General features: G+C 63.9%; 18 protein-coding genes. 12 read left to right on the top strand and 6 right to left on the bottom strand.

What is annotated here, in order from left to right; translation table 11 throughout:
- The 3 genes from AC04SG_RS12545 to AC04SG_RS12535 all read left to right on the top strand — a co-directional run.
- Positions 1–891: adenosine kinase (locus AC04SG_RS12545; RefSeq protein WP_488551275.1), on the top strand; the 891-nt coding region annotated here is incomplete at its 5' end.
- Between the two features lie 336 nt (positions 892–1227).
- The gene (locus AC04SG_RS12540; protein ID WP_488551274.1) at positions 1228–1935 is read left to right on the top strand and encodes an antitoxin Xre/MbcA/ParS-like domain-containing protein; all 708 of its coding nucleotides are present in this window, start codon (positions 1228–1230) and stop codon (positions 1933–1935) included.
- Positions 1936–2315: 380 nt separating this feature from the next.
- On the top strand, positions 2316–3485 hold the full coding sequence (locus AC04SG_RS12535; RefSeq protein WP_488551273.1) for a porin: 1170 nt from the start codon (positions 2316–2318) through the stop codon (positions 3483–3485).
- Positions 3486–3608: 123 nt separating this feature from the next.
- Here the strand turns inward: AC04SG_RS12535 and AC04SG_RS12530 are convergent, their stop codons facing one another.
- Both AC04SG_RS12530 and AC04SG_RS12525 read right to left on the bottom strand, forming a co-directional pair.
- On the bottom strand, positions 3609–4682 hold the full coding sequence (locus AC04SG_RS12530) for a diguanylate cyclase domain-containing protein (protein WP_488551272.1): 1074 nt from the start codon (positions 4680–4682) through the stop codon (positions 3609–3611).
- Positions 4683–4888: 206 nt separating this feature from the next.
- Positions 4889–7168, bottom strand: coding sequence for an NADP-dependent malic enzyme (locus tag AC04SG_RS12525; RefSeq protein WP_488551271.1), 2280 nt, complete (start codon positions 7166–7168; stop codon positions 4889–4891).
- Between the two features lie 257 nt (positions 7169–7425).
- Between AC04SG_RS12525 and mutS the strand changes: the two genes are divergently transcribed.
- The 3 genes from mutS (at position 7426) to AC04SG_RS12510 (ending at position 11295) form a co-directional block, all read left to right on the top strand.
- A complete protein-coding gene (gene mutS, locus AC04SG_RS12520) occupies positions 7426–10158 on the top strand; it encodes a DNA mismatch repair protein MutS (protein WP_488551270.1) in 2733 nt (910 codons plus the stop codon).
- Between the two features lie 88 nt (positions 10159–10246).
- Positions 10247–10711 carry a nuclear transport factor 2 family protein gene (locus AC04SG_RS12515; RefSeq protein WP_488551269.1) on the top strand — a complete coding sequence of 155 codons (465 nt, stop codon included), beginning with the start codon at positions 10247–10249 and terminating at the stop codon, positions 10709–10711.
- Positions 10712–10719: 8 nt separating this feature from the next.
- Positions 10720–11295: a TetR/AcrR family transcriptional regulator gene (locus AC04SG_RS12510; RefSeq protein WP_488551268.1), complete on the top strand. Its 576-nt coding sequence runs from the start codon at positions 10720–10722 to the stop codon at positions 11293–11295.
- Here the strand turns inward: AC04SG_RS12510 and AC04SG_RS12505 are convergent.
- From AC04SG_RS12505 to AC04SG_RS12490, 4 genes are all read right to left on the bottom strand, one after another.
- Positions 11292–12101, bottom strand: a complete 810-nt coding sequence (locus AC04SG_RS12505; protein WP_488551267.1) for an MBL fold metallo-hydrolase — start codon at positions 12099–12101, stop codon at positions 11292–11294. The genes AC04SG_RS12510 and AC04SG_RS12505 overlap by 4 nt on opposite strands.
- A 1-nt stretch (position 12102) precedes the next feature.
- A complete protein-coding gene (locus tag AC04SG_RS12500; protein ID WP_488551266.1) occupies positions 12103–12948 on the bottom strand; it encodes an aldo/keto reductase in 846 nt (281 codons plus the stop codon).
- Positions 12949–13091: 143 nt separating this feature from the next.
- On the bottom strand, positions 13092–13484 hold the full coding sequence (copM, locus tag AC04SG_RS12495; RefSeq protein WP_112560605.1) for a CopM family metallochaperone: 393 nt from the start codon (positions 13482–13484) through the stop codon (positions 13092–13094).
- Between the two features lie 43 nt (positions 13485–13527).
- Positions 13528–16041: a heavy metal translocating P-type ATPase gene (locus AC04SG_RS12490; protein ID WP_488551265.1), complete on the bottom strand. Its 2514-nt coding sequence runs from the start codon at positions 16039–16041 to the stop codon at positions 13528–13530.
- Between the two features lie 7 nt (positions 16042–16048).
- Between AC04SG_RS12490 and AC04SG_RS12485 the strand changes: the two genes are divergently transcribed.
- From AC04SG_RS12485 to AC04SG_RS12460, 6 genes are all read left to right on the top strand, one after another.
- Positions 16049–17071, top strand: coding sequence for a glycosyltransferase family 25 protein (locus tag AC04SG_RS12485; protein WP_488551264.1), 1023 nt, complete (start codon positions 16049–16051; stop codon positions 17069–17071).
- 33 nt (positions 17072–17104) lie between these two features.
- The gene (locus tag AC04SG_RS12480; protein WP_488551263.1) at positions 17105–19900 is read left to right on the top strand and encodes a [protein-PII] uridylyltransferase; all 2796 of its coding nucleotides are present in this window, start codon (positions 17105–17107) and stop codon (positions 19898–19900) included.
- Positions 19901–19958: 58 nt separating this feature from the next.
- On the top strand, positions 19959–21566 hold the full coding sequence (gene murJ, locus AC04SG_RS12475) for a murein biosynthesis integral membrane protein MurJ (RefSeq protein ID WP_488551262.1): 1608 nt from the start codon (positions 19959–19961) through the stop codon (positions 21564–21566).
- A gap of 172 nt (positions 21567–21738) precedes the next feature.
- Positions 21739–22806 (top strand): tryptophan--tRNA ligase, encoded by a 1068-nt coding sequence (gene trpS / locus AC04SG_RS12470; protein WP_192249630.1) that lies wholly within the window; start codon positions 21739–21741, stop codon positions 22804–22806.
- A gap of 106 nt (positions 22807–22912) precedes the next feature.
- Positions 22913–23404, top strand: a complete 492-nt coding sequence (locus AC04SG_RS12465; RefSeq protein WP_192249619.1) for a universal stress protein — start codon at positions 22913–22915, stop codon at positions 23402–23404.
- Positions 23405–23571: 167 nt separating this feature from the next.
- Positions 23572–24141 (top strand): NifU family protein, encoded by a 570-nt coding sequence (locus AC04SG_RS12460; RefSeq protein ID WP_488551261.1) that lies wholly within the window; start codon positions 23572–23574, stop codon positions 24139–24141.
- The last annotated feature ends 108 nt before the right edge of the window (positions 24142–24249 follow it).

Raw genomic sequence — 24249 nt, 5'->3', positions numbered from 1 at the left:
ATGAACCTCATCGACACCAGGCGCGCCGAGCTGCTCTACAGCCGCATGGGCCCGGCGATCGAGGCCTCCGGCGGCAGCGCCGGCAACACGGCGGCGGGCGTCGCCAGTTTCGGCGGCCGCGCCGCCTTCTTCGGCAAGGTGTCGAACGATCCGCTCGGCGAAATCTATGCCCATGACATCCATGCCCAGGGCGTTGCCTTCGACACCAAGCCGCTCGAAGGTCAGCCGCCGACGGCGCGCTCGATGATCTTCGTCACCCCCGACGGCGAGCGTTCGATGAACACCTATCTTGGCGCCTGCGTCGAACTCGGGCCAGAAGACGTCGAGGCCGACAAGGCATCCGGCGCCAAGGTGACCTATTTCGAGGGCTATCTGTGGGATCCGCCGCGCGCCAAGGAGGCGATCCGGCAGACGGCGAGACTCGCACACGAGGCCGGACGCGAAGTGTCGATGACATTGTCGGATTCGTTCTGCGTCGACCGCTACCGGGACGAGTTCCTCGAGCTGATGCGCTCGGGCACCGTCGACATCGTCTTTGCCAACAGCCACGAGATCAAGTCGCTCTACCAGACCAAATCCTTCGACGAGGCGCTGGAGGCGATCCGCAAGGACTGCAGGATCGCCGCCGTCACCCGCTCCGAAAAGGGCTCGGTGATCGTGCGCGGCGAGGAGACCGTCACCATCCAGGCGACGACGATCCGCGAACTGGTCGACACCACCGGCGCCGGCGACCTCTACGCCGCCGGCTTCCTCTACGGCTATACGGCCGGGCGCAGCCTGAAGGATTGCGGCGATCTCGGCTCGCTCGCTGCCGGGCTGGTGATCCAGCAGCTCGGGCCGCGACCGCGGCAGAACTTGCGCAGCGCGGCCCAGCTGGCCGGGCTGCTGTAGGGGCAGGGCGAATCGGGACCCGCCTTGCCGGGGCCCCGTTGCCTCCGGCACAGCTTTCGCGTCCTTTCATCGTGCCACTGGCACGATGAATTTCGCCTTCGGCGAAACCGATCGCTCACTGTCGTGCGCCCGTCACAGAGGCCTCCTACATGCACAGTGAGGCGTCTCGCGACTGACATGTCGAGGCGCCCCGCAGACAGTTGGGGTGTCCAAATGCAAGACAGCAACCGGTCAGGTCGCTGCGCCTGTCGTCACCGCGCTTTCCGCTTTCCGTTGTAGCCCGTTCAACAACGGCCGCAGCCTGGGAGGAGAGCGCGTGGCCAGCAAGACAGATGCATGACCAGATTTCACAACCCGACGGACGGGATCTCGCAAGAAGCGCTGGCAGGCCTGGTCGCCGAGGCGGTGCAGCAGGCGCTGGTCCAGCACGGCATAGCCCTGGATCCGCAGGCGCTGGCTTCAGCCGGCGCTATTGCGGGCAGCGTTGCGGCCGCCCTGACTTTCCTTTCGCAGACACAGCGGCTCGCCGTCGAGACCTTCAGAGGCGAATGGACTGCGCTCGCCACCGAATTCGTCCAGTCGATGGCGGAAAAGGCGACGCGTCGCCGCGACACAGCAATCGTCGCGATTGACGAGCCGACGACGGCGGCCGAACCCGGCAAGGCAGCACCCTACCCGCCGGGCGAGCGCATGCTTCAGTCGATGCTGATCGAGGACTGGGCCGGCGAGGTCGCCGGGTCGACCTATCTGGAGGAGAAATTTCGCATCCCGCGCTCGACGCTGCATCGCTGGCAGCGGCGCAGCGAGGTCATTGCGCTGCGCAAGGGCGGTCGCAAGCATGTCTTCCCGCTGGCCCAGTTCGTCGACGGCAGGCCGGCGGCAGGTATCAGAGAGGTGCTGTCGGAGATGGTCAATCCGAGGCTTGCCTGGTTCTGGCTGACCCGCGCCGCGCCGGAACTCGGCGGCCGCGTTCCGATCGAGATGCTCAAGCAGGACATGGTGCAGGAGGTCGTGCTGGCCGCGCGCGGATTTGCGACGATCTGATTTTCCACCTCGATCGAGAACGACCAGCTGTTCGCGCCTTTGGCGCTACTAAGCCAGGTAAATAGATTTCACAAAACAGTCATAATCGAATTCGAAGGGCGCTCTTTGCCTTATATCTCCATATATCTTCGTCTCCTATCTACCGTTTGTACCATTTGTGCCATGTTATCAAATATATGACGTGATAATTGCGCAACAATACTTTTCGAAGAGCCCAAAAACTTCGTTTCCGACACAATCTCTGTTGATCGCCGCCACGGCATACGCCATGTCGAAGGCGAGAGCGCGGCGCGATGCGCGGCTTTCAATATGGGGTGAATCGGCAGGCCTTGGAGCCATGTCCGACCTGATTTTGAACCTTTGACTGGAGATTCAAGAAAATGAACATCAAGAGCCTTCTTCTCGGCTCCGCCGCGGCCCTGGTCGCAGTCTCGGGCGCGCGCGCCGCCGACGCGGTCGTCGTCGCCGAGCCGGAACCGGCCGAATACGTCAAGATCTGCGATGTCTACGGCGCTGGCTATTTCTACATCCCCGGCACCGAAACCTGCCTGCGCATCGGCGGCTATGTCCGTTACGACATTGGCGGTGGCGATGCCGGCTCGCTTGATGGCGTCAACCACGTCCCTGACCATCAGGATGACGACACCCATTCGACCTACTACAAGAACGCCCGCTTCACGCTGAAGACCTGGACCGGTCAGGAAACCGAACTCGGCACCTTGAAGACCTACACCGAGACTCGCTTCAATTTCGGCAACAGTAGCGGTGACTATCTTAATCAAGCGGCTTCCAATGCGAACGACTGGCAGGGCCGCAACAAAAGCCTCTCTCTGCGCTACGCATGGATCCAGCTCGGTGGCCTGCGCGTCGGTAAGGACGACACGGCTTTCGATACGTTCATCGGCTATGCCGGCAGCGTCATCCAGGATACGCTGGTTCCTTACGGCGGGCAGGAGAGCAACGTCGTTCAGTACTACTTCGACGCTGGTAACGGCTTCTCCGCCGTCGTCTCGCTCGAAGAAGGCGCCGGCGCGGTTGGTACCATTGACAGCTATGTTCCGCATGTCGTCGGCGGCTTGAAGTACAAGGCTGACTGGGGTGCGGTCACGGGCGTTGTCGCCTATGACAGCAACTATGAGGAAGTCGCCGGCAAGGTTCGTTTTGACGTCAATGTGAGCAAGGAGCTGTCGCTCTTCATCATCGGCGGCTACGGCACGGACGATAACCTGACCGATGACGCCGGCAATGCCATCGATGCCCACGGTCGCGGCTTCTACAAACAGTGGGGCGGCAACTGGGCAATCTGGGGCGGCGGCACCTACAAGTTCAACGAAAAGACCGCGTTCAACGCCCAGGTCTCTTATGACGACTGGAAGAACCTCGGTATCGCTGCCAACGTTGCCTATACCGTTGTGCCCGGCTTTACGGTCACGGCCGAAGTCGATTATCTCAATGCTGGAAAGTTCGGCGACGCCGACTTCAACAACTGGACCAAGGCCACCAAGAAGAGCAACGTCGGCGGCATTCTCCGCTTCCAGCGCTCGTTCTGATCAAGGCTGATATCCCAAGCGAAGGCCCGTGGCATTGCCGCGGGCCTTTTGTCTCAGGCAAACTAGGCATGACTTCGCCGCCGGACTTTCGCGGTGTCGCAAACCGGCTTTCCGATCTTTCGTTCAGGCGGTTCGGCGATGTTCGCCGGCGGCCGGCTCCAGCGCGTCGGTGGTGACCAGCCGGTCGCGACCGTTTTTCTTGCCGATGTACATGAGCCGGTCGGCCAGCGCGACCAGCGTGTCCGGATCGGCAGCCTCCGTCGGATAGATCGCAACGCCGACAGTGCAGCCGACATGGATGTCGCCACCCGGAGCGGGAACCTTGATGCGCAGCCGCTCCAGCACGCGCTCCGCCACGCGCACGGCCTTCTCCCTGGTCTGCTCCGCGTTCCCCGAAAACAGGAAGGCGAACTCGTCGCCGCCAAGGCGCGCAACGAAATCAGCGCTGCGCAGGGTGGCGCGAAGCTTGTCCGCCACGCGCTGAAGCAAGGCATCGCCGGCCTCGTGGCCGAGCGTGTCGTTGACCTCCTTGAAGCGGTCGAGGTCGATGAACAGAAGGCCCGCCGCGTCGCCGGAGCCGGAGCAACGGTCGATCACCGATTTCAGCTCGTTGTGGAAGGCGCGGCGGTTGGGCAGGTCGGTCAACGCGTCGTGGTTGGCCGAATGGTCGCTCTGCTGCTTGGCGAGCTCGATCTCGCGCTTTTGCGCGGAGAGCTCCTCATTGGCGGCCTTCAGCTCTAAAAGCAGCTCGGCGTTGAGATCCTCGACGACCTTGCGGTCGCTGATGTCGACGACGAAGCCTTCCAGGAATTCCAGTTCGCCGGCCTCGTCCCAGACGCCGCCGCCGATCTCGCGGACCCAGAGCGCCTCGCCGACCTGCGGCACGATGCGGTAGTCGACGTTCCAGTTGCAGCGCGCCTCGAGCGCGGTGTCGACGGCGGCATAGACGGCGGCAAGATCATCCGGATGGATGGCCGAGACGTAGTCGCGCACCGCGTTGTGGATGAAATCGCTCGGCCGATAACCGCTGACGGTGAAAATGCCGTCGCTGATATAGAGCATGGTGTAGGACGCATCGTTGCGGCAACGGTAGAGATAGCCGTCCATGCGGCCGGTGATGCTGAGCAGCGCGTCCAGCCGCTCGTCGTGGTAGGCTCCCTGGCCGACCACGGATACAGAAACCCCGTCATGCTTCATGGCCGCACCCCCGTTAGCGGTCTGAGCGCGCCGTAGGTGCCGTAACGGCAAGTCGGCGCGAGGGGTTCTATATCAGCTGAATATTATCAATCTCTTATGGAGCGGCGCGAATAGGCCATCGGTGCAAGCGTTCGGCACACGAGCCGCTGCCAACGCAGCGACTCTGCCCAAGCAAGAAAAAGACAGTCCGCGGCGCGGACCGCTCGTCAAGCCCCCGCCGTATACGCGGCAATCGCCGCCATGTTGACAATGTCACTGTCCTTGGCGTTGAGCGAGACGATCTGCACCGGTTTGTTCAAGCCGACCAGCAGCGGGCCGATGACGGTGGAGCCGCCGAGCTCCTGCAGCATCTTGGTCGAGATCGAGGCCGAGTGGAACGCCGGCATGATCAGCACGTTGGCCGGGCCGGTCAGCCGGATGAACGGATACTGCGCCATGGCGCGGGCGTTGAGCGCGACGTCGGCGGCCATCTCGCCATCATATTCGAAATCGACGCGGCGCTTGTCGAGGATGCGCACCGCTTCCTGCACCCGCTCGGAGCGTTCGCCCTGCGGGTGGCCGAAGGTCGAATAGGCCAGCATGGCGAGCCGCGGCTCGTAACCCATGCGGCGGGCAAAGCCTGCCGCCTCCTCGGCGATGTCGGCGATCTGCTCGGCATTCGGCATGTCGTGCACGGCGGTGTCGGCGACGAGCACGGTCTTGCCCCGCGCCAGCACGATCGACACGCCGATGACGCGATGGCCCGGCTTGGCGTCGATGATGCGGCGGATGTCATCGAGTGCGGTCGAATAGTTGCGGGTCACCCCGGTGACGATGCCGTCGGCATCGCCCAGCGCCACCATGCAGGCGGCAAAATGGTTGCGATCGTTGTTGATCAGGCGCTGGCAGTCGCGAAACAGGAAGCCTTTGCGCTGCATCCGCTCATAGAGAAAGTCGGTGTAGATGCCGTTGCGGCGCGACAGCCGGGCATTGATGATCTCGATGCCTTGCTTGTTGAGGTCGATGCCGGCGTGCCTGGCATTCTCCTTGATGACATCGTCGCGGCCGAGCAGGATTGCCGTGCCGAGCTTCTGATTCACATAGGAGACGGCGGCTCGCATCACCTGTTCCTCCTCGCCCTCGGCAAAGACGATGCGCTTGGGTTGGCGCCGGACGCGATCGTAGATGCGCTGCAAGGTCGACGCGATCGGGTCGCGGCGGGCCGAAAGCTCCTGCGCATAGCGGTCGAGGTCGAGGATCGGCTTGCGGGCGACGCCTGACTCCATCGCCGCCTTGGCCACGGCGAGCGGAATGGCCGAGATCAGGCGCGGATCGAACGGCACCGGAATGATGTAGTTGGGGCCGAATTTCGGCCGGTTGCCCTGATAGGCGGCGGCGACATCGTCGGGCACGTCCTTGCGCGCCAACTCGGCCAGTGCGCGGGCGGCGGCGATCTTCATGTCGTCATTGATGGTGGTGGCCCTGACATCCAGCGCACCGCGGAAGATGTAAGGGAAACCCAGCACATTGTTGACCTGGTTTGGATAATCAGAACGTCCGGTGGCCATGATGGCGTCGGTGCGGATCTCGGCCACTTCCTCCGGCGTGATTTCCGGGTCGGGATTGGCCATGGCGAAGATGATCGGGTTCTTGGCCATCGACTGCACCATCTTGGTGGTCAACGCACCCTTGGCCGACAGGCCGAGGAAGACATCGGCGCCATCAAGCGCTTCGGCCAGGCTGCGCGTATCGGTCTTGACCGCATGCGCCGACTTCCACTGGTTCATGCCCTCGGTGCGGCCTTGAAAGACCACGCCCTTGGTGTCGCACAGAATGATGTTTTCCGGCGCAAAGCCCATCGCCTTCATCAGCTCGATGCAGGCGATGCCGGCGGCACCGGCGCCGTTGCAGACCATTTTCGTGGTCTTCATGTCGCGGCCGGTGATCTCCAGCGCGTTGATCAGTCCGGCGGCGGAGATGATGGCGGTGCCGTGCTGGTCGTCGTGGAAGACAGGGATGTCCATCAGTTCGCGCAGCCGCTGCTCGATGATGAAGCATTCCGGCGCCTTGATGTCCTCGAGGTTGATGCCGCCGAAGGACGGTCCGAGGAAACGCACGCTATTGATGAATTCGTCGGCATCCTCGGTGTCGACCTCGAGATCGATGGAATCGACATCGGCGAAGCGCTTGAACAGCACCGCCTTGCCCTCCATGACCGGCTTGGAGGCCAATGCGCCTAGATTGCCGAGGCCGAGAATGGCGGTGCCGTTGGAGATGACGGCGACCATGTTGCCGCGCGTCGTGTAATCGAAGGCGCGGCTGGGGTCCTCGGCGATGGCCAGGACCGGAGCCGCGACGCCAGGCGAATAGGCGAGGCTCAAATCGCGCTGCGTCGCCATCGGCTTGGTGGCGACGACCTCCAGCTTGCCGGGGCGGCCCATGGCGTGGAATTCCAGCGCCTCCTGGGCGCTGACGGACGGGCCGCTGTTTTCGGTTTTCTTGGCCATGATGCTTTTGATTTCCTCGCCGGTGCCGGACCCTTGAGACGGGTGCGTGTTTTTGACCTTCCGGATTAAGGCTACACGCCACCGCTGTAAACCGCCAAGCGATCTTCACACCCGGCCGCGCCAAATCTCTCGAACTCGGGCAAGGTCAGGTTGGCAGGGGCACAGATCTGCCGCGAGCCGTCACTGATGCCAAGTCGTCCCCTGTTTTCGACGCCGCCGGCATTAAACCGCTCGGCCACATCTGCTAGCGTGCCGGCATGAATATGCACACTTCAGCAGAAACCGACGCCCCCGAGGTGACACCGTCGGCGCCCGCCTCCGGCAGCGTCACGCCGATGATGGAGCAGTATATCGAGATCAAGGCGGCGAACCCGGATTCGCTGCTGTTCTACCGCATGGGCGATTTCTACGAGCTGTTCTTCGACGATGCCGAGAAGGCGAGCCGGGCGCTGGGCATCGTTTTGACCAAGCGCGGCAAGCACCAGGGCCATGACATTCCTATGTGCGGCGTGCCGGTGCATGCGGCCGACGACTATCTGCAGAAGCTGATCGGCCAGGGTTTTCGTGTTGCCGTCTGCGAGCAGATCGAGGATCCGGCGGAAGCCAGGAAGCGCGGCGGGAAATCGGTGGTGCGCCGCGACGTGGTGCGGCTGGTGACGCCCGGCACCATCACCGAGGACAAACTGCTGGCGCCGTCGGAATCAAGCTTCCTGATGGCGCTGGGACGAGTGAAGGGCAGCGGCAGCGAACACGCCTTTGCGCTGGCCTGGATCGAGATCTCGACCGGCGTTTTTCGCGTCGCCGAGACCACGGCCGACCGCCTGCTGGCCGATGTGTTTCGCGTCGATCCGCGCGAGCTGATCGTCGCCGAGCCGGTGTTTTACGATCCCGAGCTGAAAGCGGTGTTCGACGTCATCGGCCGCGTCGCCAGTCCGCAGCCGCCTTCACTGTTCGATTCGGCTTCCGCCGCAGGCAGGATCGCGCGTTTCTTCGAGGTGGCGACACCTGACAGTTTCGGCGCCTTCTCGCGCGCCGAACTGTCGGCGATCTCCGGCGCCATTGCCTATGTCGAAAAGACGCAGAAGGCCGAGCGGCCGCCGCTGTCGCGTCCTGAGCGCGAGGAGCAGGGCTCGACGCTGTTCATCGATCCGGCGACGCGCGGCAATCTGGAGCTTTTGCGCACGCTGTCGGGCAGCCGCGACGGCTCGCTGTTCAAGGCGATCGACCGCACGGTGACCGGCGGCGGCGCCAGACTGCTGGCCGACCGGCTGATGGCGCCGCTGACCGATCCGGCGGCGATTGCGGCCAGGCTCGATTCGGTGTCGTTCTTCCGTGCGGAGACACAGCTTTGCCAGGCGGTGCGGTCAAGCCTGAAGAGCGTCGCCGACATGCCGCGCGCACTGTCGCGGCTGGCCCTCAACCGTGGCGGGCCGCGCGACCTCGGCGCGCTGCGCGCCGGCTTCGAGGCGGCAGGCGCGATAGCCGAAATCTTCGCGACCACCACTTTGCCGCATGAATTGGCGGAAGCCCTTGCTGCTATTCAAGCGCTGCCGAGCGCGCTGGCCCAGCATCTGACGCAAGCACTCGGCGACGAGCTGCCATTGCTCAGGCGTGACGGCGGCTTCGTGCGCGGTGGCTACCATGCCGAACTCGACGAAATGCGGGCGCTGCGCGACGAATCACGCAAGGTCATAGCCGGGCTGGAGCGCTCGCTGATCGAGGAGACCGGCATCCGCTCGCTAAAAATCCGGCACAACAATGTGCTGGGTTATTACATCGAGGTGACCGCCAACCACCACTCGATCATGACCGGCAGCGACGGCGCCAAGGCGCGCTTCATCCATCGCCAGACCATGGCCAATGCCATGCGCTTCACGACGACCGAGCTTGCCGAGCTCGAGACCAAGATCGCCAATGCCGCCGACCGGGCCCTGAGCATCGAGCTTACCGCCTTCGACACGCTGACGGCTGAAGCGGTCGGCGAGGCGCAAAGGATCCGCGCCGGCGCCGACGCGCTCGCCGTGCTCGACGTGTCGGCAGCCCTTGCGTTGTTGTCGGAGAGCGAAGCCTGGTGCCGGCCGCTGGTCGATGCCAGCCTTGCCTTCGATATTGCAGGCGGGCGCCATCCGGTGGTGGAACAGGCGCTGCGGCGCTCGGGCGAAGGGCCGTTCGTCGCCAATGATTGCGATCTGTCGCCGCAAGGCGGCGCCAAAGCCGGCGCCATCTGGCTCTTGACCGGCCCGAACATGGGCGGCAAGTCGACGTTCCTCAGGCAAAACGCGCTGATCGCAATCCTCGCCCAGACCGGCTCGTTCGTGCCGGCATCGTCAGCCCATATCGGCGTTGTCGACCGGCTGTTCTCGCGCGTCGGCGCCTCGGACGATCTGGCGCGCGGCCGCTCGACTTTCATGGTCGAGATGGTCGAGACGGCGGCGATCCTGAACCAGGCCGGCGAACGAGCGCTGGTGATCCTGGATGAAATCGGCCGCGGCACCGCGACGTTCGATGGCCTATCGATTGCCTGGGCGGCGGTCGAGTACCTGCACGAAAAGAACTGCTGCCGAGCGATCTTCGCCACCCATTTCCATGAGATGACGGCGCTGTCCGGCAAATTGCCGCGCCTCTCCAATGTCACCATGCGGGTCAAGGAATGGGAAGGCGACGTGGTCTTCCTGCACGAGGTCGGCAAGGGTGCCGCCGACCGTTCCTACGGCGTGCAAGTGGCCCGCTTGGCCGGACTGCCGGAAGCGGTGGTCGGTCGCGCCAAAGAGGTGCTGCACCAGTTGGAAGAAGGCGAGGTTTCGGGCAAGGCCAACCGGCTGGTCGACGATCTGCCGCTGTTTTCGGTGGCGGCGAGGCGGGAAGCGCCCAAGCCGGCGAAGAGCGATGCTCTGGGCGCTGCAATCGGCAAGATCAACCCCGACGAGATGACGCCGCGCGAGGCGCTGGAGGCGCTCTACCGGCTGAAGGGGCTGGCGGGGAAACCCTAGCCTAACTCAGGCCTTTGACCATTGGCCTTGACCCGACTGTACCAAACGGTACAATGCCTCTCATCGCCCTTTCCGATGGGAGAATTCCATGAGCCGTCCACCGCTGCCGCCCTTTACCGCCGAGACCGCCGCACAGAAGGCGCGCATGGCCGAAGACGCCTGGAACAGCCGCGACCCCGAGCGGGTTTCGCTCGCCTATGCCGAGGACAGCACCTGGCGCAACCGCGCCGAGTTTGTTTCCGGCAGAAGCGAGATCGTCGGCTTCCTCAAGCGCAAATGGGCGCGCGAGCTGGACTACCGTCTGATCAAGGAAGTGTGGACCTGGAACGACAACCGCATCGCGGTGCGCTTTGCCTATGAATGGCGCGACGACAGCGGCCACTGGTTCCGCTCCTACGGCAATGAGAACTGGGAATTCGACGAAGCCGGGCTGATGCGCCGCCGTGTCGCCAGCATCAACGACCTGCCGATCGCCGAGAGCGAGCGCAAGTATCATTGGCCGCTCGGCCGCCGGCCGGACGACCATCCGGGCCTGACCGAACTCGGGCTGTAAAGTCGCTAATGCGGCGCATCGCACCCGACCGCGACCAGCTGCTGGCGATGGTGGCTGAGGTCTTTCGCGAACACGGCTATGAGGCCGCGAGCATCGCGCTGATCGGCGCGGCGACGGGGCTGGGCAAGGGAAGCCTTTACCACTTCTTCCCCGGCGGCAAGGAAGAGATGGCAGGGGCCGTCATCGCCCATATCGACGGCTGGTTCGAGGACAATGTCTTCGCACCCTTGCGCGACGGCACCGATCCGCGAGCCGGGATCGAGCATATGTTCGAGGCGACCGACAGCTATTTCCGCTCGGGGCGCCGGGTGTGCCTTATCGGCGCCTTCGCGCTGGAGGAATCGCGCGATCTCTTCGCCAGGCAGATCAGGGACTATTTCGGCCGCTGGGTCGGGCACCTCGCCGATGCGCTGGCGCGAGACGGGCACGGAACGACCGAGGCAGCCGAGCTTGCCGAAGAAGCCGTCTCCGCCATCCAGGGCGCGCTCACGCTTGCCCGCGCCGTCGACGATGCCGGCATGTTTTCGCGCGCGCTGCGCAGGACGCGCATGCGGTTGGGGCTGACAGCAGGCGACGATATCTAGACAGGTTCGAAGCGGAAGCCTGTCTCGGTTCGAAAAACCCGGCCGATTCCCGGTGAATCGAGATGCGCTCCCGCAACGAAGCAGGCGTTGTCGGCGGCAAGGGCCAACAGTCGCAATCGGCTTGCGCGCGCCTGCTCCCGGTCGGCGTCGAATTCCCAGGCGATCTCCGGGCGACCGAACTGAAGCGACGGCACATGCACGGTGTCGCCCCAAATCAACAGTGTTTCGCCGGCGCTCGTCACGCGAAAGCACGTGTGCCCGACTTCATGGCCGGCGGCGGCGATAGTCTCGATGTTCGCGCCCAGACGCTGTCCGGCGTCGAAAGGCTGGGCTCGGTCGTGGAAGCGTTCCAGCCTCGCCACTTCCCGGAACATGTCGAGTTCAGCTCGCGGTACAAGCAGACGAGAGAGTTGCGGGAAGCCGTCGCCACCATCGGCAAGGATCAGCCCGTGTATATGGTCGAGATGGGTATGGGTGAAAGCAACGGTCCGTATCCGCCCAGTGGCGATCTTCGCCTCGCGCAGCGCCTCGGGCAGATGCCCCATTGTCGAGTGCCAGGCGTTCGAGGAGCCCGTGTCGATGAGCGTGATGTCGTTGCCGTCATCGATGGCAAACGCGTTGACCGATAGCCTGAGCGCACCGTCGACGAGTGATACCTGCGACGGCAGGTCATCGCCGAATGCAATGTCTCCCGGCTGGCGCAGTCGCCTTACCGGCATGTCGACATAGCCGTCGCGCAGCGACGTGACCGTCAAAGCTCCGATTCTATACGCAGTATGACGATGCCCGGTCGAAATCCGTTCCAATCTAGATCATCTCCAGCCCACGCTTGCGGGTCGGCGGCGGGAAGGCGCGGTCGAGCTCGGTGAGGTCTTCGCCGGTGAGCTTGACGTCGAGAGCAGCTACGTTCTGGCGGACGTGCTCTTGGCTGCTGGCCTTCGGGATGGCGATAACACCTGGCTGCGCCATCACCCAGGCAAGCGCGATCTGTGCCGCCGTGGCGTTGTGGCGGGCGGCGATGGTCTCCAGCCTGGCATTGCGCGCCAGCGCGCCCTGCTCGACCGGCGAATACGCCATCAGCGGAATGCCACGTTGCCGGCTCCATGGCCCGAGATCGAATTCCGGGCCGCGCCGCGACAGATTGTAGAGCACCTGATTGGTCTGGACATTGTCGCCCGAGCGCAGCCCGGTCAGTTCCTCCATCTCGTCGGTGTCGAAATTGCTGACGCCCCAATGGCGGATCTTGCCGGCCTTTTTCAATGCCTCGAAAGCCTCGACGGTTTCAGACAGAGGCACGCTGCCCGGCCAGTGCAGGAGATAGAGATCGATGCGATCGGTGCGCAGGCGCTTCAGGCTGTTTTCGCAGGCCCGCGCCACGCCGGCGCGCGAGGCATTGGACGGCAGCACCTTGGAGACGAGAAAGAGTTCGTCGCGGCGTCCGGCAATGGCCTCGGCCACCACCTCCTCGGCACCGCCGCTGGCATACATTTCGGCGGTGTCGATCAGCGTCATGCCGAGGTCCAGCCCGAGCTTCAGGGCGTTGACCTCGCCGGCACGGCGGCGGGAATCCTCGCCCATCTTCCACGTACCCTGTCCCAGCACCTGGACGGCTTCGCCCGAAGGCAGCGTGGTGGTTCTGATCGTAGTGGGCATAGAGGCTCTATCTTTGTTACACAATTCCGGACGGAAAACCGCTCGCACTTTTCCTGGAATTGCTGGTCTGGCGGTCGATGCGCATGGCATCACAAGCACAGGGAGAAATCCAGAATGGATCTCTCCTGCACGACGGCGGATGCCTACTTCGCCGGATGGGCGGCGAGCCAGTCCTGCATCTGCTTGATCTCGGCTTCCTGCGCGGCGATGACGCCTTCGGCCAGCTTGCGGATTTCAGGATCCTTGCCGTTGGCGAGTTCCACCTTGGCCATGTCGATCGCGCCCTGATGATGCGGGATCATGCCGCGCACGAAATCGACATCGGCATTGCCGGTATATTGCGAGGCCATCATGTCGGCATGCATCTTGTCCATCGCCGCCTTGTAGCCTTCGGTCGACGGACCGGTCGCGTCTGTCGCCATCGCGCCCATGTCGTGTTTCATCTCCTCGGACTGCGCCGGAACGCTTTCGAGGAAAACGGCAAGCAGCATTCCCGCCGCCATCAGCAAAAGCACGATCTTTTTAGCCAAGGTCATCCATGATCTCCTGTTGATTGGATTTCGTATTTGGGGGTTGAGTTCAGAGTTTCAATGTCCTGAGCCGCAATGCGTTGGCGATCACCGAAACCGATGACAGGCTCATCGCCGCTGCCGCCAGCATCGGCGACAAAAGTGTGCCGGTCAGCGGATAGAGCACGCCGGCGGCAACCGGCACGCCAAGCACATTGTAGAGGAAGGCAAAAAACAGATTCTGGCGGATGTTGCGGATCGTCGCCTGGGCCAGCGTTCGCGCCCGAACGATGCCGTTGAGGTCGCCCTTGACCAGGGTGATCCCCGCGCTTTCGACCGCAACGTCGGCGCCCGTGCCCATGGCGATGCCGACATCGGCGGCGGCAAGTGCGGGTGCGTCGTTGACGCCGTCGCCGGCCATGGCGACGCCGGTGCCCTTGGCGCGCAGTTCCTCGACCAATGCCGCCTTCTGCTCCGGCAGCAGGCCGGCGCGCACCTCGTCGATGCCGAGGCTTTTGGCGATGGCGCGCGCCGTGCGCTCATTGTCGCCGGTCGCCATGATGATCTTCAGTCCCCTGTCGTGCAGTGCCCGGATCGCCTCGGCCGTCGTTGCCTTGATCGGGTCGGCGACGGCGACGATGCCGGCCAATTTTTTGTCGACGGCAACGAACATGGCGGTCTTGCCTTCGGCCTGTAGCGCCTCGGCCCTGGCCGACAGGGACGCGGTATCGATACCAAGATCGGCCATCATGGCGGCATTGCCGAGCGCGACCTCGCGGGTTGACACAGTGCCGGAGACGCCCTTGCCGGTGACGGCTTCGAAGCCAGCGGCCTCTTCGATTGTCAGGCCACGCTCACCGGCGCCGCCGACGATTGCTTCGGCCAAAGGATGCTCCGAGCCTTTTTCGAGACCAGCGGCGAGCGCAAGCAATTCGTTCTCCGCTAGGCCAACCGCCGCGACGACATCGGTCAGGCGCGGCCGTCCCTCAGTCAAGGTTCCGGTCTTGTCGACGATCAGCGTGTCGACCGAGGCGAAACGTTCCAGAGCGGCGGCTTCCTTGATCAGCACACCGGCGTGTGCCCCGCGCCCGGTCGCGGTCATGATCGACATCGGCGTCGCGAGACCAAGCGCGCAGGGACAGGCGATGATCAACACCGAGACTGCCGAGACGATGGCGAAGATCAGGCTGGGCTCGGGGCCGAAGACGGCCCAGGCGGCAAAGGCGGCAAGCGCCACCAGCACGACGGCGGGGACGAAGTAGAAGGAGACGCGGTCGGCCAACCCTTGAATCGGCGCGCGTGAACGCTGTGCTTTGGCCACCAGTTCAACGATGCGCGCCAGCGTGGTTTCCGCGCCGACCTTTTCGGCGCGCATAATCAGCGAACCGTTTTTGTTGAGCGTGCCGCCGGTCAAGGCATCGCCTTCAGTCTTTTCGACCGGCAGCGGCTCACCCGAAATCATCGATTCGTCGACCGAGGAGCGACCCTCAAGCACGATGCCGTCGACCGGCACGGCATCGCCCGGACGGATGCGCAGCCTGTCGCCGGCCTTGACCGCATCGAGCGGCACGTCGGTCTCGGAGCCGTCCACGCCCAGCAGCCGCGCCGTCTTCGGCGCCAGGTCGAGCAGCGCGCGAATGGCCGAGCCGGTCTTTTCACGTGCCCGCAATTCGAGGACCTGGCCGAGGAACACCAGCGCGACGATGACGGCGGCGGCCTCGAAATAGACCGGCACGGCGCCGCCATGACCGCGGAACTGATGCGGAAAGATATCCGGAAACAGCGTCGCCACGACGCTGTAGAGATAGGCAGCACCCACACCGAGCGAAATCAGCGTCCACATGTTGGGGCTGCGGTTGACCAGTGAATCCCAGCCGCGATGGAAGAACGGGAAGGCCGCCCACAGCACGACGGGGCTCGCCAGCGCCAGTTCGAGCCAAACCATCGTGCGCTCGTCGACAAAGGCCTGGAAGGTCACACCGAGCATCGGCGCCATGGCGACGATCAGCAGCGGCACGGACAGCACCGTACTGACCCAGAACCGCCTGGTGAAGTCGACCAGTTCGGGGTTCGGGCCCTCATCGCCGGTAGGAACGCCCATCGGCTCCAGCGCCATGCCGCAGATCGGGCACGAGCCGGGCTTGTCGCGAATGATCTCGGGATGCATCGGACAGGTGTATTGCGTACCTTTCGGCATTGGCAGCAGTGCCGGCCTGTCGTCGAGATATTTTTGCGGCTCGGCCTCAAACTTCGCCTGGCATCCGGCCGAGCAGAAATAGAAACCCTGGCCTTCGTGCCGGAAGAAATGCCTGGCTGTGGCACGATCCACGCTCATGCCGCAGACCGGGTCCGTGGCGGTCAGGTATTTTTCAGGCTCAGCGACGAATTTCGTGCGGCAATTCTCGCTGCAGAAGTGAAAGAGGCGACCGCCATGCTCGACCGACGGCTTGCCCGCTGCCGGATCGACGCTCATGCCGCAGACGGGATCGCGCACCACGGCCTCGGCGGTCGGCGCAGCCGCCTTTGCCGCACAGCAGCCGCCATCGGCCGTGTGCGCGTGGTGGTGATGCTCGGAATGCGCCATCAAATAAATGCCTTCATGTCTGTCTGGGTGCGGAGGTAGTGCTTCCAGTAACTGGAAGGTCAAGGGGCGATTTCGACTTTTCGATCGTGGCCGCCATCGGGCGGCATCGAGGGAAAAATCGCTTACGCAATTTCTTTCCTATGTTATGGACGCGGCTACCGCGTCCCGCTGCATCGAACCCACCCCAATGAAATGCCTGGTTATCAATCTCGATCGGTCCCGCGACCGCCTCGCCCATGTGTCGGCCGAGTTCGCCCGCATCGGCGTTGCCTTTGAACGGGTCGTCGCCATCGACGCGCGCGATCGGCCGGATCTGGCCGAAATGCCGCAAAGAAAAAAGCGTTTGCGTATGGCCGACACCGAGATCGCTTGCCTGCTCAGTCACAAACAGTGTTGGTCGATGATCGCGGCAGGCGATGACCTCTATGGCGCCATCTTCGAGGACGATGTCGTCTTCTCTGACAATGCCGGCGCTTTGCTTGCCGATGTGGGCTGGATTCCCGCCGATGCCGACATCGTCAAACTGGAAACGTTCTTCAATCGAACCGTGATTTCACGCAAGCAAGTTGCCTGTGGCCACGGTTTTTCCGCGAGCAGGCTGCACGCCGTCCATATCGGCGCGGCCGGGTACATCCTGTCGAGACAGGCTGCACGAGACCTCATCGAGGCGGCGAATGAGATCGCCATTCCCGTCGATCATCTCGTCTTCAATCCGCGTTTTGCGACCTCGTCCCGCGACGTCATTTATCAGCTTGTGCCGGCTTTGTGCCTGCAGGCTCAGTTCCTTGGCGGCGGGCCAGTGCAATTGCCGAGCCTGCTCAAGCAGGAGCGCGAAGAGGAATGGGCCGCAAGCGGGATGGGCAAAAGGCGCCACAAGCCGATTGCAGCCAAGGTAGGCATCGAGATAAGGCGACTAGCGAGGCACATCGCCGATCTCTTCCGGCTACGGCGGGAGAAAATCATCCCGTTCGAGTATCGCGGCCGACGCGTCCGTCCGCCCCATACACAGCGCCGTGAAAACGCGCTATAGACGCCGCCGAAAGGCGAGGCCGACCGGTAACTTATGGCAAAAATCTCCCTCAAACTCGACGAGCTGATCGACGGCGACGCCCTGCGCCGCGAGATGACGGCGCTGACCTCGGCCGGCAACGGCGCCGAGCCCGGCGCGCGCGTCGGTGCGCTCAAGCTGTTGAAGGGACGCCTGACCGAGGGTCGCAAGATCGCCGAGCGCATGCTGATGGACGATGGCAGCGGCGCGGCGTGTGCTGCCCGGCTGTCGCATCTCATGGACGAGATCATCCGCGCCCTCTACGAGTTCGCCGCGACCCATGTCTATCGGGTGAAAAACCCGTCGACCGCCGAACGCATGGCCGTCGTCGCGGTCGGCGGCTATGGCCGCGGCACGCTGGCGCCGGGTTCCGACATCGACCTCTTGTTCCTGCTGCCCTACAAGCAGACGCCGTGGGGCGAACAGATCGTCGAATACATGCTCTACATGCTGTGGGATCTCGGGCTGAAGGTCGGCCACGCCACCCGCAACATCGACGAGTGCCTGAGGCTGTCGCGCAGCGACATCACCATCCGCACCTCGATCCTGGAAGCGCGGTTCCTGTGGGGGGAGCAAAAGCTCTTTGATGAATTGCTGACCCGCTTCGACCATGAAGTGGTGCGCACCACCGGGCCGGAATATGTGCAGGCCAAGCTCGCCGAACGCGACGAGCGCCATGCCAAGGCCGGCGAAAGCCGCTATCTGGTCGAGCCCAATGTCAAGGACGGCAAGGGCGGTCTGCGCGATTTGCAGACGCTGTTCTGGATCGCGAAATACTTCTATCGCGTGCGCACCGGCGAGGAGTTGGTCGACAAGGCCGTTTTCACCGAGGCCGAATACAGGGAGTTCCTCAAGGCCGAGGACTTTCTGTGGGCGGTGCGCTGCCACATGCATTTCCTCACCGGCAAGCCCGAGGAGCGGCTGCATTTCGACATCCAGCGCGAAATCGCCGAGCGTCTCGGTTACACCACCCATCCCGGCCTGTCGGCGGTCGAGCGCTTCATGAAGCACTATTTTCTCGTCGCCAAGGATGTCGGCGACCTGACCCGCATCTTCTGCGCAGCGCTCGAGGAAGAGCAGGCCAAGCACGTGCCGGGCTTCAACCGCATCTTCCTCACCTTCCAGCGCCGCAAGCGCAAGCTGGCCGGCACGTCCGATTTCATCGTCGACAACCATCGCATCAACGTCGCCGACGACACGGTGTTCGAGCGCGACCCGGTCAATCTGCTCAGGCTGTTCTGGTTCGCCGACAAGCACGGGCTGGAATTCCATCCCGATGCGCTGAAGCTGCTCACGCGTTCGCTCGGTCTCGTCAACAAGTCGCTGCGGCGCGACGAGGAGGCCAACCGGCTGTTTCTCGACATCCTGACCTCGGACCGCAATGCCGAGCTCAATCTGCGGCGCATGAACGAGGCCGGCCTGCTCGGCAAGCTGATCCCCGACTTCGGCAAGATCGTCGCCATGATGCAGTTCTCGATGTACCACCACTATACGGTGGACGAGCACCTGATCCGCTGCATCGGCGTGCTGGCCGAGATCGAGCGCGGCGATGGCGAAAAGGTGCATCCGCTGTCGCACACGTTGATGCCCGGGCTGAAGAAGAGCCGCGAGGCGCTTTATGTGGCGGTGCTGCTGCACGACATCGCCAAGGGCAGGCCGGAGGATCACTCCGAGGCCGGCGCCCGGATCGCACGGCGCATCTGCCCGCATATGGGGCTGTCGGCCGCCGACACCGAGACGGTCGCCTGGCTGGTCGAGAACCATCTCTTGATGTCGATGACGGCGCAGACCCGCGACCTCAACGACCGCAAGACGATCGAGGATTTCGCCTCGATCGTGCAGTCGGTCGAACGGCTGAAGCTACTGTTGATCCTGACCGTCTGCGATATCAGGGGCGTCGGGCCAGGCGTCTGGAACGGCTGGAAGGGCCAGTTGCTGCGCACGCTATACTACGAGACCGAGCTACTGTTGACCGGCGGCTTCTCGGAGGTGTCGCGCGCCAAGCGCACGGCGGCGGCGCGCGAGCGTCTGGCCGAGGCGCTGGCCGACTGGCCGGACAAGGCGCGCAAGCGCTATGTCGGCCTGCACTATGAGAATTACCTCTTGACCGTCGACCTTGCCGATCAGCTGCGCCATGCCGAATTCATCCGCGAAGCCGACGCGGCGGGCAAGAAGCTCGCCACCGTGGTCAGGACCCACCAGTTCGAAGCGGTGACCGAGATCACCGTGCTGGCGCAGGACCATCCACGCCTGCTTTCGGTGATTGCCGGCGCCTGTGCGGGGGCCGGTGGCAACATCGTCGACGCGCAGATCTTCACCACATCCGACGGCCGCGCGCTGGACATCATCCTGATCTCCCGCGAATTCGACCGCGACGAGGACGAGCGCCGCCGTGCCGAGCGCGTCGGCCGGCTGATCGAGGACGTGCTGTCGGGCAAGAGCTGGCTGCCGGAGATGATCGAGAAGCGCACCAGGCCGCGGCGCGGCGCCAAGGTGTTCAAGATTCCGCCGCGCGCCGAGATCCGCAACACGCTGTCGAACCGGTTTTCGGTGATCGAGGTCGAGGGGCTGGACCGGCCGGGCCTGTTGTCGGAGATCACCAGCGCGCTGTCCGACCTGTCGCTCGACATCGCCTCGGCCCACATCACCACCTTCGGCGAGAAGGTCATCGACACTTTCTATGTCACCGACCTGACGGGACAGAAGATCGACAGCCCGGCGCGCACGGCCGCCATCCACACCAGGCTTATCACAGCGCTGGAGGGCGTGGCCCCCGAGCGCGGCGGCAAGGCCAAGGCGGCGGCCGAGTGACCATCACTTTGTCCCAATCACCCCCTTTCTCCCAATCACCCAGGCAATCTCCGCGCGCATGAGCCTCGTCAAGAAATTCGCCACAGTTGCATCCGGCACGCTGATGAGCCGCGCGCTCGGCTTTGGCCGCGAGATGCTGATGGCGGCCGCACTCGGCACCGGACCGATGGCGGACGCCTTCAACGCCGCCTTCCAGTTTCCCAACACGTTTCGCCGGCTGTTTGCCGAGGGCGCGTTCAACGCCGCCTTCGTGCCGCTGTTTGCCAAGGAGATCGAGACCCACGGCACCGACGGCGCCAAGCGCTTTTCGGAGGAAGTGTTCGGCGTGCTGTTCTCGGCGCTGCTGGCGCTGACCATCGTCATGGAACTGGCGATGCCGCTGATCGTGCGCTATCTGGTGGCGCCGGGCTTTGCCGACACACCGGGCAAGTTCGAGACGACCGTCCTGCTTGCGACGATCATGTTCCCCTATCTCATCTGCATGTCGCTGGCCGCCATGATGGCCGGCATGCTGAATTCGCTGCGCCGCTATTTCGCGGCGGCCGTTGCGCCCGCTTTCCTCAACATCATCCTGATCAGCGTGCTCGGCTATGCCTGGTACCACGGCATGGATGCGCATGATGTCGGCTTCAGCCTGTCCTGGGGCGTGCTGGCGGCCGGCCTGGTGCAGCTCGCCATCGTCTGGATCGCGGTGCGCAATGCCGGCATTGCGATCGGTTTTCGCCGGCCGAAGATGACGCCCAACGTCAAGCGGCTGCTGATCCTGGCGCTGCCGGCGGCGATAACCGGCGGCATCACCCAGATCAACCAGCTGATCGGCACGGCGATCGCCTCGGCGCAGGACAGCGCCGTGTCCTCGCTGGCTTACGCCGACCGCATCTACCAGCTGCCGCTCGGCGTCGTCGGCGTCGCGGTGGCGATCGTGCTGTTGCCGGAACTGTCGCGGGCGCTGAAATCGGGCAATCTGGTCGAGGCAGCCAACCTGCAGAACCGCTCGGTCGAGTTCACGCTGTTCATGACCTTGCCGGCGGCGGCGGCGCTCTGGGTCATGTCGGAGCCGATCGTGCGGCTGGTCTATGAGCGCGGCGCCTTTGCCGCCAACGGCTCGACGCCGACGGTGGCGGCGATCCTGGCGATCTTCGGCCTCGGACTGCCGGCCTTCGTGCTGATCAAGGCCTTCACCCCCGGCTATTTCGCGCGCGAGGATACGCGGACCCCTATGATGTTCGCCGCCATTTCGGTGGGCGTGAACGTCGCGACCGCGCTGACGCTGTTTCCCAGGATGGGCGCGCCCGGCATTGCGGTCGCCTCGGCCGTCGCCGGCTGGGTCAACGCCATGATGCTGCTTGCGGTGTTGATCCGGCGCGGCCATTGGGGCCGTGACGTGCCGCTGTTGAAGCGGATTCCCCGCCTGGTGCTGTCGGCTGCGGTGATGGCGGCCGCGCTCTATTTCGCCGAGCATTGGCTGGCCGTCAGGCTCGGCCCCGGCTCGCCCTTGGTGATCAAGGCAACGACATTGCTGGCGCTGGTGGCCGGCGGCGCGCTGCTCTACTTCGTCACCGCCTTTGCCACCGGCGGCGCCGATTTCGGCATGATCCGTCGCAACGTGAAACGCGGCTCGGGCAAGGCAGCGGCGCCGGCGCCAAAGGCCGATCTGGACGAATAGTCCGGGCGAGCTAACGGCAACACCGGTCTTGATCCCGTCCGCCCCTTCGTCCATAAGCGCGCCGTCGCAAGACTTTCGCCGCACGCGGTTTCCAGCCGCGTGATTGGCTCCGAAAAGTCTGCAACTTTTCGGAATCACGCTTATACGGCCCTCCACAAGCCATGAGGAACCCATGACCGCCTTCAAACAGCTCGTCTTTTCCGGCGTCCAGCCGACCGGTAATCTGCATCTCGGCAACTATCTCGGCGCCATCAAGAAATTCGTCGCCCTGCAGGACACGTCCGACTGCATCTATTGCGTCGTCGACCTGCATTCGCTGACCGCACAGCTCGTCCATGACGACCTCGCCGACCAGACCCGCTCGATCACCGCCGCCTTCCTCGCCTCCGGCATCGACCCGAAGAAGCACATCGTCTTCAACCAATCGCGGGTGATGCAACATGCCGAGCTGGCCTGGATCTTCAACTGCGTGGCGCGCATCGGCTGGATGAACAAGATGACGCAGTTCAAGGACAAGGCCGGCAAGGACCGCGAGAATGCCTCGCTGGGCCTGCTCGCCTATCCCTCGCTGATGGCAGCCGACATCCTGCTCTACCGCGCCACCCATGTGCCGGTGGGCGAGGACCAGAAGCAGCATCTGGAGCTGACCCGCGACATCGCTCAAAAATTCAACAACGACTTTTCGAGCCGCATCGCCAGCCTTGGCGTCGGCGTCGAGATGCAGGTCGGCGAAGAGACAGTGAACGGCTTTTTCCCGATCACCGAACCGGTGATCGGCGGCCCGGCAGCGCGCATCATGAGCCTGCGCGACGGTTCGAAGAAAATGTCGAAATCGGACCCGTCGGATCTGTCGCGCATCAACCTGACCGACGATGCCGACACCATCTCGAAGAAGATCCGCAAGGCCAAGACCGACCCGGAGGCCTTGCCGAGCGAGGTCGACGGACTGGAAAGCCGACCCGAGGCGGAAAACCTGGTCGGCATCTATGCCGGGCTGGCCGAGATGTCGAAGGCCGACGTGCTGAAGGAATTCGGCGGCCAGCAGTTTTCGGTGTTCAAGCCGGCGCTGGCCGACCTTGCCGTGGAAAAGCTGGCGCCGATCGCCGGCGAGATGCGCCGCATCGAGGGCGACCGCGCCTATGTCGATGCGGTGCTGAAGGATGGCGGCGAGCGCGCCGGCGTGCTGGCCGAGACCACGATGAAGACCGTGCGCGACATTATCGGCCTGCTACAGGGCTGAGCGTAGCCGTCACAGTGCACTGCACCACGCTGGCACAAGGCCGGCCGCTTGCGGCCGGCCGGCGCGGGTGGCAGATTGCAGCCGAAATAGCATCGAGTAGATAGATATGGTCTCCAAACGCCTCAGTCGCGAAGCCGGCCATCGCAGGAAATTCCTGGCGATCATCGACGACACGCCGGAGTGCGAGCGCGCCGTCGCTTACGCCTCGAAGCGGGCGCAGAGCACCAGCGGCACACTGGTGTTGCTCTACATCATCACGCCGGATGATTTCCAGCACTGGCTGGGCGTCGAGAAGATCATGCGCGAGGAGGCCAACGCCACGGCACGCGCCGCTCTCGACGGCTATGCCAACAAGGTGCGCCAGAAGCTCGGTATCGAGCCCGAAATGGTGGTGCGCGAAGGCAAGCCGACTGAAGAGATCCACAAACTGATCGAGGAAGACCAGGATATCGCCATCCTGGTGCTGGCCGCAGGCGCCGGCAAGGAAGGGCCCGGACCGCTGGTCGGCGCTGTCGCCGGCAAGGGCGCGGCCTTCCCCATTCCGGTCACGGTGGTGCCGCAGAATTTGTCGGACGAGGAGATCGACAGCCTCGCCTGAGGTGAGCCGGCCTTGAATCTCAACACGCCTCGGCTTGAGGTAAGGGCCAGCAAAAAACATTCCGCCAGCCAGCCGTTTGAGCGATGCGTTTCGCTTGAATGTCCAGCCAATTGAGCCTATTTAGAATTACTCCAAACTAGCTGCCCGAATGGGGCACGGAGACGGCCATGTTCATCCAGACCGAATCGACGCCGAACCCGGCAACGCTGAAATTCCTGCCCGGCAAGGAAGTGCTTGTCGAAGGCACCGCCGATTTCCGCGATGCCGACAGTGCGGCGGGCGCCTCGCCGCTGGCCGGCCGCCTGTTCGAGATTCCCGGCGTCACCGGCGTCTTCTTCGGCTATGACTTCATCACCGTGACCAAGGACGGCCCCGACTGGCAGCATCTGAAGCCGGCCATCCTCGGCGCCATCATGGAGCATTTCATGTCGGGCGCGCCTGTCATGGTCAATGCCGGCCCCGCCGCCGAGACCAGCCAGACCGGCGAATTCTACGACAAGGCCGACGAGGAACTGGTCATCACCATCAAGGAACTGCTCGACACCAGGGTGCGCCCGGCGGTTGCTCAGGATGGCGGCGACATCACCTTCCGCGGCTTCGAGAACGGCACCGTGTTCCTGCACATGAAGGGCGCCTGCGCCGGCTGCCCGTCGTCAACGGCGACGCTGAAGCACGGCATCCAGAACCTGCTTCGGCATTTCGTGCCGGAAGTGCAGCAGGTCGAGCAGGTTTCCTGAGAGTTCTCAGCGCAGAGCTTCCGCCAGTGCCGTAAAAAACAAAAAACCGGGCCAAATTGCCCGGTTTTCTGTTTGGGACGTCCGTTGTTGCCTAGACGGTCCGCGCAC

Source organism: Mesorhizobium sp. CNPSo 4684, assembly GCF_057784315.1.
The sequence above is the reverse complement of the archived record's forward strand: the minus strand, read 5'-3'. Positions and strand labels throughout refer to the sequence as shown.

Coding starts and splice junctions, on each gene's coding strand:
- AC04SG_RS12540 (WP_488551274.1), top strand. CDS start 1,228: ATGACCAGATTTCACAACCCGACGGACGGGATCTCGCAAGAAGCGCTG.
- AC04SG_RS12535 (WP_488551273.1), top strand. CDS start 2,316: ATGAACATCAAGAGCCTTCTTCTCGGCTCCGCCGCGGCCCTGGTCGCA.
- AC04SG_RS12530 (WP_488551272.1), bottom strand. CDS start 4,682: ATGAAGCATGACGGGGTTTCTGTATCCGTGGTCGGCCAGGGAGCCTAC.
- AC04SG_RS12525 (WP_488551271.1), bottom strand. CDS start 7,168: ATGGCCAAGAAAACCGAAAACAGCGGCCCGTCCGTCAGCGCCCAGGAG.
- mutS (WP_488551270.1), top strand. CDS start 7,426: ATGAATATGCACACTTCAGCAGAAACCGACGCCCCCGAGGTGACACCG.
- AC04SG_RS12515 (WP_488551269.1), top strand. CDS start 10,247: ATGAGCCGTCCACCGCTGCCGCCCTTTACCGCCGAGACCGCCGCACAG.
- AC04SG_RS12510 (WP_488551268.1), top strand. CDS start 10,720: ATGCGGCGCATCGCACCCGACCGCGACCAGCTGCTGGCGATGGTGGCT.
- AC04SG_RS12500 (WP_488551266.1), bottom strand. CDS start 12,948: ATGCCCACTACGATCAGAACCACCACGCTGCCTTCGGGCGAAGCCGTC.
- copM (WP_112560605.1), bottom strand. CDS start 13,484: ATGACCTTGGCTAAAAAGATCGTGCTTTTGCTGATGGCGGCGGGAATG.
- AC04SG_RS12490 (WP_488551265.1), bottom strand. CDS start 16,041: ATGGCGCATTCCGAGCATCACCACCACGCGCACACGGCCGATGGCGGC.
- AC04SG_RS12485 (WP_488551264.1), top strand. CDS start 16,049: ATGCCTTCATGTCTGTCTGGGTGCGGAGGTAGTGCTTCCAGTAACTGG.
- AC04SG_RS12480 (WP_488551263.1), top strand. CDS start 17,105: ATGGCAAAAATCTCCCTCAAACTCGACGAGCTGATCGACGGCGACGCC.
- murJ (WP_488551262.1), top strand. CDS start 19,959: ATGAGCCTCGTCAAGAAATTCGCCACAGTTGCATCCGGCACGCTGATG.
- trpS (WP_192249630.1), top strand. CDS start 21,739: ATGACCGCCTTCAAACAGCTCGTCTTTTCCGGCGTCCAGCCGACCGGT.
- AC04SG_RS12465 (WP_192249619.1), top strand. CDS start 22,913: ATGGTCTCCAAACGCCTCAGTCGCGAAGCCGGCCATCGCAGGAAATTC.
- AC04SG_RS12460 (WP_488551261.1), top strand. CDS start 23,572: ATGTTCATCCAGACCGAATCGACGCCGAACCCGGCAACGCTGAAATTC.